The 13961-nt window shown below is 43.3% G+C and carries 13 protein-coding genes; 9 read left to right on the top strand and 4 right to left on the bottom strand.

The features are described 5' to 3' along the window. Positions 1-192: 192 nt before the first annotated feature. From ACK1U4_RS03935 to ACK1U4_RS03920, 4 genes are all read left to right on the top strand, one after another. Positions 193-1428 carry an acyl-CoA dehydrogenase family protein gene (locus ACK1U4_RS03935; protein ID WP_419400066.1) on the top strand — a complete coding sequence of 412 codons (1236 nt, stop codon included), beginning with the start codon at positions 193-195 and terminating at the stop codon, positions 1426-1428. Positions 1429-1553: 125 nt separating this feature from the next. Then, complete coding sequence (locus ACK1U4_RS03930) at positions 1554-2627, top strand: phosphotransferase family protein (protein WP_419400065.1); 1074 nt, start codon at positions 1554-1556, stop codon at positions 2625-2627. A 9-nt stretch (positions 2628-2636) separates the two neighbouring features. Further along, entirely contained in the window at positions 2637-3449 is an 813-nt protein-coding gene (locus ACK1U4_RS03925) for a histidine phosphatase family protein (RefSeq protein WP_419400064.1), read from the top strand. 177 nt (positions 3450-3626) lie between these two features. Continuing rightward, complete coding sequence (locus ACK1U4_RS03920; RefSeq protein WP_419400073.1) at positions 3627-4427, top strand: SDR family oxidoreductase; 801 nt, start codon at positions 3627-3629, stop codon at positions 4425-4427. Between the two features lie 200 nt (positions 4428-4627). Here the strand turns inward: ACK1U4_RS03920 and ACK1U4_RS03915 are convergent, their stop codons facing one another. After that, positions 4628-5563, bottom strand: coding sequence for an Hsp33 family molecular chaperone HslO (locus ACK1U4_RS03915; protein WP_419400063.1), 936 nt, complete (start codon positions 5561-5563; stop codon positions 4628-4630). Between the two features lie 235 nt (positions 5564-5798). Here ACK1U4_RS03915 and ACK1U4_RS03910 point away from each other — a divergent pair, with 235 nt between their 5' ends. From ACK1U4_RS03910 to ACK1U4_RS03890, 5 genes are all read left to right on the top strand, one after another. After that, positions 5799-6809 carry a transporter substrate-binding domain-containing protein gene (locus ACK1U4_RS03910; protein ID WP_419400062.1) on the top strand — a complete coding sequence of 337 codons (1011 nt, stop codon included), beginning with the start codon at positions 5799-5801 and terminating at the stop codon, positions 6807-6809. A 177-nt stretch (positions 6810-6986) separates the two neighbouring features. Continuing rightward, positions 6987-8012 carry a glutamate/aspartate ABC transporter substrate-binding protein gene (locus tag ACK1U4_RS03905; RefSeq protein ID WP_419400061.1) on the top strand — a complete coding sequence of 342 codons (1026 nt, stop codon included), beginning with the start codon at positions 6987-6989 and terminating at the stop codon, positions 8010-8012. A gap of 235 nt (positions 8013-8247) precedes the next feature. After that, the gene (locus tag ACK1U4_RS03900; RefSeq protein WP_419400060.1) at positions 8248-8994 is read left to right on the top strand and encodes an amino acid ABC transporter permease; all 747 of its coding nucleotides are present in this window, start codon (positions 8248-8250) and stop codon (positions 8992-8994) included. Continuing rightward, on the top strand, positions 8991-9668 hold the full coding sequence (locus ACK1U4_RS03895) for an amino acid ABC transporter permease (protein WP_419400059.1): 678 nt from the start codon (positions 8991-8993) through the stop codon (positions 9666-9668). Before ACK1U4_RS03900 ends, ACK1U4_RS03895 begins: the two co-directional genes overlap by 4 nt. Before the next feature lie 112 nt (positions 9669-9780). Continuing rightward, entirely contained in the window at positions 9781-10509 is a 729-nt protein-coding gene (locus tag ACK1U4_RS03890) for an amino acid ABC transporter ATP-binding protein (RefSeq protein WP_419400072.1), read from the top strand. A 41-nt stretch (positions 10510-10550) separates the two neighbouring features. Here ACK1U4_RS03890 and ACK1U4_RS03885 read toward each other — a convergent pair whose 3' ends face one another. The 3 genes from ACK1U4_RS03885 to ACK1U4_RS03875 form a co-directional block, all read right to left on the bottom strand. Beyond that, positions 10551-11903 carry a WS/DGAT/MGAT family O-acyltransferase gene (locus tag ACK1U4_RS03885; protein WP_419400058.1) on the bottom strand — a complete coding sequence of 451 codons (1353 nt, stop codon included), beginning with the start codon at positions 11901-11903 and terminating at the stop codon, positions 10551-10553. Positions 11904-12207: 304 nt separating this feature from the next. Further along, entirely contained in the window at positions 12208-13014 is an 807-nt protein-coding gene (locus tag ACK1U4_RS03880; protein WP_419400071.1) for a thiazole synthase, read from the bottom strand. Positions 13015-13095: 81 nt separating this feature from the next. Continuing rightward, positions 13096-13788: a 5-formyltetrahydrofolate cyclo-ligase gene (locus tag ACK1U4_RS03875; protein WP_419400057.1), complete on the bottom strand. Its 693-nt coding sequence runs from the start codon at positions 13786-13788 to the stop codon at positions 13096-13098. Between the last annotated feature and the right edge of the window lie 173 nt (positions 13789-13961).

The following is a 13961-nucleotide window of genomic DNA, read 5'->3' as shown; positions in this document are numbered from 1 at the left end:
CTATTCATTTGTCGGCTCTTAGTGACTTGCTTTTTTTTATAATACCTTGTTTTTATTGAAGTGCGTAACTTCAGTTAATAAATGAATAAAATTCATACCAATATTTGAAAACAAATCATTTTATTCATTATAAAAAATCCGTTATGCTGTATCAAGAATACAAAATTCAACTCAGCAAAAGGAAAACACCGCATGGAATTCCAACTCAGCGACAAAGCCAAAGACTACATCGCACGCACCAAAGCCTTTATCCAAACCGAAATCGAACCTATCGAAACCGCCTTTTGGCAAAAAGCCCACAAAATGAACCCAGACGGCGACTGGACAACATGGCAATGGCCCGAAGAACTTTCCGAACTCAAAGCCAAAGCCAAAGCCCAAAACCTATGGAATATGTTTATCCCAGATGACACCCTTGGTCAAGGCTTATCGGTACAAGAATACGCCCATATTGCCGAACTGTCTGGCAGAAGTTTAATCGCCCCTCACGTCTTCAACTGTAACGCCCCTGACAGCGGTAACATGGAAGTGCTATGGCGATATGGCAACGATGCCCAAAAAGCCGAATGGCTAACCCCACTGTTGGCAGGCGAGATTCGCTCGGTATTTGGTATGACTGAGCCAGATGTGGCAAGCTCGGATGCCACCAATATGCAGGCGACAGCGATTGTCGAGGGTGATGAAATCGTGCTAAATGGGCGTAAATGGTGGTCGTCAGGTTTGGGCGACCCAAATGCCAAATTGGTGATTTTTATGGCTCACACGCCAGACCCTAGCAAAGACCGTCATCATCAACATTCGATGGTGCTTGTGCCAGTCGATGCCAAAGGGGTCAAAATCGAGCGTATGCTCAAGGTGTTTAATGACTATGATGCACCACATGGACATGGCGAGATGAGTTTTGACAATGTGCGTGTGCCTGTGGCGAACTTTATCGGTGGGGCGGGCGAGGGCTTTGCCATTGCACAAGGTCGCTTAGGACCGGGGCGGATTCACCATTGTATGCGTTGTATTGGGGCGGCAGAAAAAGCCCTAGAACTTGCCATTGACAGAGGTTTGAGCCGTACTGCCTTTGGTAAGCCGATTTTGGACTTAGGGGGCAATCGTGAGCGTATCGCTGAGGCTCGTGTCAAAATCGACCAAGCACGCCTATTGACCCTGTACACTGCCTATAAAATGGATAAACTTGGCACAAAAGCCTCATTGACCGAAATTTCAGCGATTAAAGTCGTTGCCCCAACAGTATTGCAAGAAGTGGTGGATATGGCGATTCAACTACATGGTGGTATGGGCGTGTGTCAAGATACCTTATTGCCGATGTTCTTTAACCAAGCTCGTAGCCTACGTCTTGCCGATGGTCCAGACGAAGTGCATAAAGGTATGATTGCCAAATTAGAAGTCAAAAAACGCCAAGCCCAAGTTAAGTAAGGTGCGTTATACGCACCATTTAAGGCGATTTTTTAACTAACGATTTTGTTGAATAATTAGAACCTATGTAGGGGCGTATTGCATACGCCCAATAGCCATTACTAATTGACAAGGTAAAATATACAATGCTAGACACCGCAAACACCGTCCGCCAAGGCGAAGAACTCGATGCCCAAGCCGTTACCACTTGGCTAATATCGCAAGGCGTTGATTTAAAAGGCGAACCACCCCTTGAGCCAAGAGTCACCCAATTTTCTGGTGGTGCGTCCAACTGGACATATCGTCTTGAATATGCCAATCGAGATTTGATTTTACGCCGTCCACCCAAAGGCACAAAAGCCAAATCCGCTCACGACATGGTGCGTGAATACACGGTACAAAACGCCCTAAAATCCCAATATCCACTCGTGCCAAATATGGTTGCCCTTTGTACTGATGAGGCGGTAATTGGCTGTGATTTTTATGTGATGGACAGAATCGAGGGTATTATTCCTCGTGCCAATTTACCCAAAGACTTGACCTTAACCGAGCAGGAAGTCAGTGACCTTTGCCAAAACGTGGTTGATGCCTTGATTGCGTTACACCAAGTTGATTATCAGCAAAACCCTGATTTGATGGCATTGGGTAAAGGTGAGGGCTACTGCGAACGTCAAGTGATGGGCTGGGACAAACGCTACGAACAAGCACGCACACCAGACGTGCCAGACTTTGTCGATGTACGTGAGTGGCTCAAAGCCAATATTCCGAGCGACAGCAAAACTTGCGTGATTCACAACGATTGGCGATTTGACAATGTGATTTTAGACCCTGTCAATCCGACCCAAGTGATTGGCGTATTGGACTGGGAAATGGCGACCTTGGGCGACCCATTGATGGAGTTGGGCTGTGCGTTGGCGTACTGGATTCAAGCCGATGACAATGCCGTGATGAAAGCCACTCGCCGTCAGCCAACCCACCTTGTAGGCATGATGACCCGTGAGCAAGTGGTGGCGTATTACCTTGATAAAATGGGCTTAAGCGTGGATAACTGGGCGTTTTACGAAGTATTTGGGGTATTTCGTTTGGCAGGGATTGCTCAACAGATTTATTACCGTTATTATCATGGACAAACCGACAATCCTGCGTTCAAAGATTTTGGCATGATTGTTAGTGCGTTATATCAACGATGTGTTGAGATGATAAAAACAACCAAAGAATAAAAGGTAAAAATGAAACTAATTACCCTTGTGCGTCATGGTCAAGCCTCGTTTGGGGCAGAAAACTATGACCAACTTTCCCCCAAAGGTATCGCCCAAACGCAATGGTTGGGCGATAGTTTTCGTCAATCGGGTCGCCAAGTGGATGCGGTGATATCAGGTGAAATGGCTCGCCAACAAGACAGCTTACGCCATTTTTTGAGCCACTATTATGTTAGCCGTGAGGGTATCGAATTAAGCGAAATCACCCATCATATCGAGCATAATCCGCACAGTCCTAGTTATGCACCCTTGGCACTGCCATCACAACTTGGAACAGATAGTGGGTTTAATGAATTTAACCATGAACAGGTATTATTCAAAGCCAACTTGGGCTTTAGTGATAAACGTAGTTTTATCGCATATCTCACCAGTCAGCCTCAGCCAGAGTTGAAATTTGCCGAACTATTCACTCAAGCCATGAACCGTTGGCAAGGTGGTGAGCATGACAGCGATTATGATGAAAGTTGGCAAGGGTTTTTGAGTCGTACTTGGCAAGGTTTTGAACGGCTGATTGCTCGCACCGAAGATGGCAAGCATAGTATGGCGTTTACCTCGGGTGGCGTGATTGCCAGTATCGTGCAACAAGTGATGAAGCTATCCGATGCCCAAGCCTTTGACCTTAACTGGCACATCGCCAATGCCAGTGTGCATACCTTTGTAATTAAAGAAAAAGAGGCTGTTAAAGAAAAAGAGCTTGTTAAAGAAAACGCTATCTTTTTGCAAACTTTCAACGAATTTAGCTACCTTTACCAGCAAGGCGAGCAAATGGTAACGTGGCGGTAAAATTAATATTGCGTTCAAAAATAACATTGTAGGGGCGTAATGCTTACGCCCTTTTGTTAAAGACCTGCTGTAAAAAATACGAATTTGGGCGTGTTTAATATGCCCCTACCCATTAAATATTAAGGATAATCAATGTTAAACCTCAATCAACTCATGCAACAATTCCAACAAACCGTGATGACCCCTAATACCGATTTGTCACCTTTTATCGACAAACAAGTCGGCAAAGGCAAAACCGTCCTGATTACAGGGGCAAGCTCTGGGCTAGGGGCAGGTATGGCAACGTATTTTGCCAGTATGGGGTATAACTTGGCGATTTGTGCCAGACGTACCGAACGCCTTGAAGAACTCAAAGCCAAAGTTTTAGCGGATAATCCAACCGTCAAAGTCAGCGTAAAAGCCCTAGACGTGACCGATTATGATGCGGTGTTCAAAGTTTTCCATGAATTTGCTCAAGAGTTTGGCACGCTAGAGCGTATTGTGGTCAATGCAGGGGTGGGCGAGGGTCGCCGTATTGGTAAAGGGGCGTTTGACATCAACCGCCGTACCGCCGAAATCAACTTTGTGGCAGGTCTGGCTCAGTGTGAAGCAGGGATGGAAATTTTCCGCAAGCAAAATAGCGGACATTTGGTCGTTATCTCAAGTATGTCTGCGATGCGTGGTCTGCCAAAACATATGTCAGTATATGCAGCCAGTAAAGCAGGGATTGCTCATCTTGCCGAAGGGATTCGAGCCGATATGTTGCTATCAGAATTACCGATTAAAGTATCGACCATTTACCCAGGCTATATCCGTACCGAAATCAACGAGGGGGCGAAACCATTACCTTTTGAAGTCAGTGAAGAAGTGGGAACAAAAGCCTTGGCAATCGCCATCGAGGGCGAGCCAGAAGAGGCGTGCGTCCCTGCGATGCCGTGGTCGATGATGAGCCAATGGATGAAAAATGCCCCACTCAAATGGGTGAATCAGTTGGCGTAATAGATGGATGATATAAACAGGATAAATTTTAAGCCCTACTTTTGAAAAGCAGTTTTTTTGGAGGGAACGCATTTAACCAAATCGTAGGTTAGGTAGAGCTTGCGATACCCAACAATTTAAAAGGCTTAGGTTGGGTGTCATTCTTCCACCCAACCTACCCATGGAATTTTTGCGTAAATCCTATCATATTACCAATCCTGTTAACCAAACACCGCTTCAATATCTTGTTTATCAAAGCGATACACCGAGCCACAAAAGCCACAATCCAACGCCAATGCACCACCTTGTTCATCAGCAATTTCTAAAGCTTGGTTTTCCCCTAACTGGAAAATTGCACTGGCAGTTTTTTCACGAGAGCAAGTACAAGCAAACGCCAATGGCACAGGTTCGGCAGTTACCACATCTTCTTCATGGTACAAGCGATATAAAATTTCGGTTGGCTCAAGGCTGGTCAATTCTTCTGCCTTTAGCGTTTTGGTCAGCATGGTCAAACGTGGGAATAAATCCGCATCGACACTAGCTTTCTCTTCTTCATCAAGCACAGGCAACAACTGCACCAAAATACCGCCTGCTTGCTCGCCATCACACGCTAGGTTAATCAAGGTTGGAATTTGCACTGATTGTTTTTGGTAATGAGCCAAACAATCCGCCAAGTTATCCGCCACACGCTCCACGATGCCTTGATAGCCTTCCGCTTGTACGCCAAACATTGGATCGGGTTGCACATTGATAAATAGCACACCCTCACCGACTGCCCCCAAGGTTGAAAAGGCTTGATTTGCGGTGTGTAAATTATTCCAATCGCCAGTCCAATCTGCTAGCCCACGAATATGCCCACGGCTATCACATTCTGCCATTGCCCATTTTAGCTCAGGCGTGCCATCATTGGTGATGTCATTATGCTGTAATTGAATAGACAAACGCCCATCAATTTTTAGTGTCCCAATCAGCAAACTGGCAGATACTAGCATTTCGCCCAGTAGCTTTTGTAGAGCAATAGGATATGATTTTTGTTGTGTAATTTGATGATAACTATCACTAAGATGCACCACATCGCCACGCACAGGGGTGTTTTCGATAAAAAAACGTTGGCGTAGGTTCGTAGTTGAGGGAGTATTTGATAAAAATTCAGACATAAAGCAACCTATTTTTGATAACCAATGGTAATATTTCGATGATTGACTTAATGGGGGCAATTGTTAAAATAGCAATACGCTAAACAAGACTGTTTAAAAAACTTAATACCCTAAACAATTTTAATCATTTTTTAAAATTTACTTATAAAATAGTTAATATATAATAAAATTATAACCTTTATTTTTATTAAAAACAGATAACCGAAAATTTTAGTCATAACGTAGTGGGGAATTTATGAAACAAATGTTTATATTTATTGCCATTGCTTTGGCATTGACAGGCTGTGATAACCATAATCTTGACAAATCGGTAACAGACAGTACCCGCCAAGAAGCGTTAACCAACTACCAAACACTCAATAAAATTCAAAAAACAGGCAAGGTTGTCATTGGCTATCGAGATAAATCGGTGCCATTTTCTTATAATATCCCCTCGCAATCTGAGCCAGTTGGCTACGCCATAGACATTCAAAAAAGTATTGTAACAGCCATCAAAAAACAGCTCAATAATCCCAATCTAATTGTGGAATATCAGCCCATTTCCGCCCAAGAGCGTATCAAAAAAGTCGCCAGTGGTGAGGTGGATTTTGAGTGTAGCAACACCAGTAATACCCCAGAACGCCGTAAAATGGTTGATTTTTCGGTGGGATATTTTGTTACAGGCTCTCGGTTGATGGTGGAAAAAAATTCTAAAATCAAAGATTTTATCGATGTAAACCATAAAAAAGTGGCGGTGATTCAAGGCTCAACTACCGAAAAAATTTTGGCAGACTATGTGGCTTTAAATCAATTTGACACCCAATTAATAGCTGTCAAAAATAGCCGTGATTTGATTAATGTTTTAGAAACACAAGTGGTTGATGCGATTGATAGTGATGAAATATTACTGTATGCTAATCGACAACAGACTAAAAATCCTAATAAATGGAATATTGTTGGTCAATCAGCACAGTTTGAAATTTATGCCTGTACGTTAGCTCATAATGATAAAGTCTTTAAGTCATTGATGGATAACACTTTGCGTGAATTGTATGCAACAGGTGAAATTCGCCAATATTACCAACGTTGGTTTATGTCGCCGATACCGCCATCTAACATGAATTTGAATTTTGCCCTATCCGCAGAAATGCAGTCGCTCTATGAGCATCCACATGACAATCCTTTACCATTATCTGTGAGTGATGCCACCACACATCTAGCAGAAGCCATCAATAGTAATAACAAAGTCAATGAGCCAAATCGTTAAATTTATAAATATTTTTGTTTAGCTATTGTCATCGAATGTAAAAATAATTATCATAAGGTTACCAAAATCTAATGATTTTTTTGGTGACGGTTTTGGTGTGGTAAACGCCAATCTTATTTGGGTTGGTTTGATATTTGATAGCGAGTCGGTTGATTCGCATTGACAAGGAATTTTAGTATGACAGTAATTTCGATGAAGCCATTCGTCTTGACGACATTAGCGGTTGCAACCCTTGGCTTAACAGCTTGTAATAAGCCAGCCGAAACTGCCAAAACTGAAGCAGGTACAGGTAGCCAACCAGCCCCTACTGCACCAGCCGAAAAAACGTTGGATAAAATCAAAAAATCTGGCGAAATCGTGTTGGGTCATCGTGACTCGTCAATTCCATTTTCCTATATTGCCGATACACCAAATCAGCCTGTTGGCTATGCCCATGACCTACAGCTAAAAGCCGTAGAAGCCATCAAGCAAAAACTGAATATGCCAGATTTGAAAGTGCGTTATAACCTTGTTACGTCACAAACTCGTATTCCATTGGTACAAAATGGCACAGTTGACCTTGAGTGTGGCTCAACCACCAACAACGAAGAGCGTCAACAACAAGTTGATTTCTCAGTTGGTTTCTTTGAAGTTGGTACACGTTTATTGACTGCCAAAGATTCTGGCGTTAAAGACTTTGCTGACTTAAAAGGCAAAACTTTGGTGACCACCGCAGGTACAACTTCTGAGCGTTTTATTAAAAAACTGAATGAAGAAAAACAACTTGGTATCAATATCGTGTCTGCCAAAGACCACGGTGAGTCATTCTTGATGCTAGAAAATGGGCGTGCCGTTGCCTTTATGATGGATGACGTGTTGTTGGCAGGTGAAAAAGCCAAAGCCAAAGACCCAGCCAAATGGGAAATCGTAGGCACACCGCAATCATTTGAAATTTATGGCTGTATGATGCGTAAAGGCGACAGCGAGTTTAAAGCAGTGGTTGATGATGCCCTAAAAGCGACTTATGCGTCTGGCGAAATCAACAAGATTTATGACAAATGGTTTATGAACCCAATCCCACCAAAAAATGTCAATATGAGCTTTGCCATGTCAGCCAACCTAAAAGGCTTACTTGCCACGCCACATGACAAAGCTGTGACCCAGTTAGATACAGCTACCGCAACGGCTTCGGCAACTGCACCTGCCTCAAAACCTGCCCAGTAATTTTACGGGATTTTCATTAAGACTGACGGATTGTGTTTTTACCAACGTCAGTCTTATTTTTTTGATGGGTAGGCGATACCACACCCAAAAAATCAACTTGTAGGGGCGTAATGCTTACGCCCTGTTTGAGATTTTAAACATTGGGCTTATGCAATAAGCCCCTACAATACGATATTTATTGAACTTGGTATAAAATGGTGTTAATCAATGATAATTAAGCATTTGGGGGTAACCCATGAATTATAGTTGGAACTGGGGTGTATTGCTTCAACCAACAGGCGTAGGCTCTGAGGTCTATTGGCAGTGGCTAGCGACTGGCTTTATGTGGCTGTTAGTAATTGGTAGTGTGGGTTGGCTAATTGCCTTGATGGTGGGAACGGTACTGGGTATCATGCGTACCTTGCCCAATAAAACTGCTAGAACGATTGGTACGGCGTATGTGAGTTTTTTTCGTAATATACCGTTGTTGATTCAATTGTTTTTTTGGTTTTATGTTGTACCGACTTGGCTGACCCCCAGTTTACAAAAGTGGTGGTTTCAAGAGTTAAGCCCCAATACTTCGGCGGTGATTTCGGCAGGGATTGGTTTAGGCTTGTTTACAGCAGCACGGATTGTCGAGCAGGTACGTACAGGGATTGAGTCATTGCCAAAAGGTCAGCTCAATGCAGGTTATGCCCTTGGGTTCACCTTGCCACAAACCTATCGCTATGTTGTATTGCCTCAAGCGTTTCGAGTGATTTTGCCACCATTAAGTTCAGAATTGACCAACTGCTTCAAAAATGCCTCGGTTGCTTCATTGGTGGGTGTGACAGAGTTGATTAGCCAAACCAAAACCATTAGCGAATATACACAGAACACCATTGAGGTTTATACCTTTGCAACGATTATTTATTTGTTGTTTAATTTGACCTTGATTTTTATGATGGGGCAATTAGAAAAACGCTTGCGAATCAAAGGTCAAATTGATGGGGGTGACGCATGAACTTTGTAGAATTACAAACCGCTATGCCTGCGTTGTTGGGCGGTGCGATGATGACCCTCAAAGTGCTGTTTTTGGCGATTTTTGGTGGCTTGGCACTCGGCACGGTGTTGGCATTGATGCGATTGTCAGGTATCAAACTATTAGCAATCCCTGCCAAAATTTATGTGAATTTCTTTCGTTCTGTGCCGTTGTTATTGGTATTGTTGTGGTTTTATTTTGCTGTACCGATGGTATATAACCTAGTCACAGGCAGTTATTTGACCGTGGATACTGCATTTGCCTCTTGTGTCGTGGCGTTTATGGTATTTGAGGCAGCGTATTTTTCGGAAATTGTGCGGGCAGGGATTCAGTCGATTGGTAAAGGACAAGTCAATGCCGCCAAAGCTTTGGGCATGACTTACAGCCAAACTATGCGGTATATTATTTTGCCACAGGCATTTCGCAAGATGTTTCCGTTATTGCTACAGCAGTCGATTATCTTATTCCAAGATACCACCTTGGTATTTGCCATTGGCTTGGTAGATTTCTTCCGTGCTGCCTATGTGCGAGGCGATTTGATGGGCTTATTGACCCCTTATATTTTGCTGGCAGGGTTGGTGTATTTTGTGATTAGTTTGACTGCTTCAACCGTGGTCAATCGCTATCAAAAACGCTTACGCTTGACCACCCACTGATAACAGATTAAAGGAAAAAACTATGGCAGTCGCAACCCGTATTGATGAAACAACGTGGATTAATGAATTTGGTGGTTTAGTGTCGAACAGTGGACATGCAAGCCCAGATATTATGATTAATATTAATAAAATCAGCAAATGGTATGGTGATTTTCAAGTATTGACTGATTGTACCGCTCACGTCCATAAAGGTGATGTGACAGTCATCTGTGGGCCTTCGGGCAGTGGTAAATCAACCCTTATCAAAACGGTCAATGGCTTAGAGCCATTTCAACAAGGTGAGATTTTGATTGATGGTATTTCGGTGGGGGATAAAGCCACAGATTTACCAAAATTGCGTAGCCGAGTGGGAATGGTATTTCAGCATTTTGAGCTATTTCCGCATTTGTCAATTTTACAAAATCTTACCCTTGCCCAAATCAAAGTGCTAGGGCGTAGCCAAGCCGAAGCGGAGAAAAAAGGCTTGGGCTACCTTGACCGTGTGGGGCTATCGGCTCATGCCAAAAAGTACCCTGCTGAACTTTCTGGTGGTCAACAACAACGTGTGGCGATTGCTCGTGCGTTGTCAATGGACCCAATTGCGATGTTATTTGATGAACCAACTTCGGCACTTGACCCAGAGATGATTCAAGAGGTGCTAGATGTGATGATTGAGCTAGCGAATGAGGGTATGACCATGATGTGTGTGACGCATGAAATGGGCTTTGCTCGTAAAGTGGCGAATCGTATCGTGTTTATGGATAAAGGCAATGTAGTAGAAAACTGTAGCCGTGAGGAGTTTTTTGCAGGGGCTCGTAGTGACCGTGCCAAAGATTTCTTATCGAAAATTCTCAATCACTAAGCCTTTATTACACAAAAAAAACGGCAAATTTTGCCGTTTTTTTATCCCAAATTTTCAAGCACTTGCAATTCATCTTCCAAATAATCCAAAATTCGCTGACTGTGTGGCAATACTTGACTACACGCCACAATACAAAACTCAATTTTATCAACATAAGTACATAGTGTAATATTCATCGCTTGGTCATTCATCACAATCGAGGCAGGGTACAGAGCCTCTAGCTTCGCCCCATGCCAATACAACGGCTCACGAGAACCGGGAACATTGGATATAATCAAATTAAAGCCACGATAATCAGGGAATAATCCAGTCGCAATCTGTAATGCCGAACGGCTATACGCAAGACCACTATAAACCAATGACGCACTTTGGTTCATACGGGCAAAACGTTGTTTGCTATTGACGGTACTGGCATTGATGGTTTGTAAACGTTGCAAAGGGTCAACCACATCGGTCGCCAAATTAGCCAAAATAAAGGTAATTTGATTGCCGACACTGCTTTCATCTTCTCGCAATGATAATGGCACAAAGCCAATCAACGGTTTTTGGGGCAATGCGTCCAAATACAACAAATATCGCCGTAACGCCCCTGAACATACCGCCAATACAATATCATTGAGTGTGACTTCAAACTGTTTGGCAATCGCTTGAAAGCGAGCCAGTTCATACGATTGCACAGAAATACGCCGAGAGCTAGACACAGGCTGATTTAGAATACTGTCTGGGGCTTGGGTAGTCGAGATATAATTGGGATTAAACCGCTCATACGCATTTTTAAACAGATTTTTTGTCACACTGGTGGCCACTGAGGGCAGGGCAGTCAGTTGTTGTTTGGCGATAGCGAGCCACGATTTATCCTCAGGAATCAAGGCATCCACTTGGTGACGATGGCGAGTCATCAATGACCAAATTGGCAGACTCATCCGCTCAGTAGGGGATTTTGATAGGGATTTTTTGACCAAACGAATCGCCGCCACACCATCCACCATCGAGTGATGGATTTTAAAATACAAAGCAAAGCGATTGCCCTCAATACCTTCAATGACATGGCATTCCCACATTGGTTTGGCACGGTTGAGCAATTTGCTGTGTTCTTGTGATACATAGGTCAATAATTCACGAATGCGAGCAGGCTTGGGCAAGGCGATATGGCGAAAATGATGCTCAACTTCAAAATGCTCTTCGGTTTGCCAATAAATCAAATGATGCAACACTTGGTTAAAGGGAAAACTGGGTGGCGTTTTGTTTTTTAGCATTTGCTGTACCAAGTCGCTGACAAAGCTATCGCTGGCATCAGCAGGCAATTCAAACAAAAACAAACCGCCAATGTGCATCGGCTGTTCACGATTTTCAAATTGTAAAAATAATTGGTCAACAACAGTGAGCAAACGCATGAAATCGCCTTAACATTAAAATAGGTCTTTTAACATAGGACTTACGCAAAAGACACTGGATTCCTGCATTCGCAGGAATGATGAAGAGGTTTTTAATTACTCTTCACCCCTGCGTAGGCAGGGGTCTAGTGTCTTTATTCAGCAAGATAAATTTAAAATTTGCGTAAGTCCTATTAACAATATATTCAAAATTTAGAATTGTAGGGGCTTATTGAATAAGCCCTTTACTAGCATTTTGCATATTGGACGTATGCAATACGCCTATACAGAAGCTAACTTGTGATAATGACAAATATTTTTATCATTATTTGGCAAAAAAATAGCCTGTTTGTGGTGAGCTGGCTTGTGCCATGACACGAGCAGGCATCCGCCCTGCCAAAAATGCCTCACGTCCTGCGATAACCGCATGTTTCATCGCTGATGCCATCAAGACAGGGTTTTGGGCGTGAGCAATGGCGGTATTCATCAATACACCATCACAGCCCAATTCCATCGCAATCGAGGCATCACTGGCTGTTCCCACGCCTGCATCCACCAACACAGGGACGTTACTTTGTTCGATAATTAGGCTTAAGGTATGGCGATTTAGTAATCCAAGTCCAGAACCAATCAAGCTTCCCAATGGCATAATTGCCACACAGCCCATGTTTTCTAGTTCTTTGGCGACAATGGGGTCATCCGAGGTATATACCATCACCTCAAAGCCGTCATCAATCAGCACTTTGGCAGCTTTGACAGTTTCGATGACATTCGGATAAAGGTTTTTTTCATCGCCCAATACTTCGAGTTTGACCAGATTATGACCGTCAAGCAATTCACGAGCCAGTTGGCAAGTGCGAATGGCGGTATCGGCATCAAAACAGCCTGCGGTATTCGGTAATAGGGTGTATTTATTGGGTGAAATGACATCAAGCAAATTGGGTTCGTTTTTATTTTGTCCAATATTGACACGGCGAATGGCAACGGTGACGATTTCTGCCCCACTGGTGGCGATGGCTTCGCCTGTTTCGGTTAGGTCTTTATATTTGCCAGTACCGACCAATAAGCGTGATGAAAAGCTACGTGAGCCGATGGTGAGTAGGTCGCTGTTGTTGATTTGATGGTTTGTCATTGTCATTTTTTATTCCAATATTGAAAATGATTTAGTATAACAAAATCCTAAATGATATTTGAGAAAAATTTATCTTTCTGCTTAATAACGCCGAAACCACACCGAGTGGCTAGGGGTAACCAACCCATCCAGCCGAATATCCCACGCTTCATGCGGTAGCTGTGCCACCCACTGAAAATCATATGCCCAACCAATGGTCAGTGGTTTGGTCTTGGTTTTTGCCAGTGTTCTATCATAAAAACCGCCCCCCATCCCCATGCGATAGCCTTGTTTGTCGATTGCCACCAATGGCACAACTATCATATCCATTTTTTTGGCGGATAATTGTCTACCTTTTTTAGGCTGACGCATGCCAAACGCATGACGGCATAAACGAGCCTTGCGTAGATGTGTTGGGGCAAGTTGGATAAAGGTCAATGGTTGGTGAGGATGGGTCACCACAGGCAGATAGATAGCAAAACCTTGGCGTGTTGCCCAATCAATCAGCGATTGGGTGGGTAATTCCCCAAACGCATCGACAAACACAGCGATTTTAGCCTGTTTTGGTAGGCAAAATTGTTGGGCAATGTGGTGTAACTGACGCACCGCAAGATGGCTGGCACGTTGGCGTTCGCTAACAGTCAGCCGTTGGCGTTGGCGGTTTAATTGTTTACGTAAGGCGGATTTACTGGTGGGTAGGGTCATGGTATTAATCAAGCAAGCATTGCCCATAGATTGGGCATTAAGGCTGATTTTATATACCGTTTTTGGGGTTTTTGCAAGGTAAATCCCCATTTTTGATACTTCAACTAAAATTTTTCGGTTTGTTACGTTTATCTTGTCTGCGTTACGTTTTTATAAAGCGAATACTATATCTACCTAAAACGACCAACATAAGCCACACACAGTTCACCAATTGCCCCACGATAAATCTTGAGCATAACGGTATAGTAGACCCTTATTTAATT

Source organism: Moraxella sp. TY6, from assembly GCF_048551375.1.
Classification (GTDB): Bacteria; Pseudomonadota; Gammaproteobacteria; order Pseudomonadales; family Moraxellaceae; genus Faucicola.
This window is presented reverse-complemented; position numbering and strand designations above follow the sequence as displayed.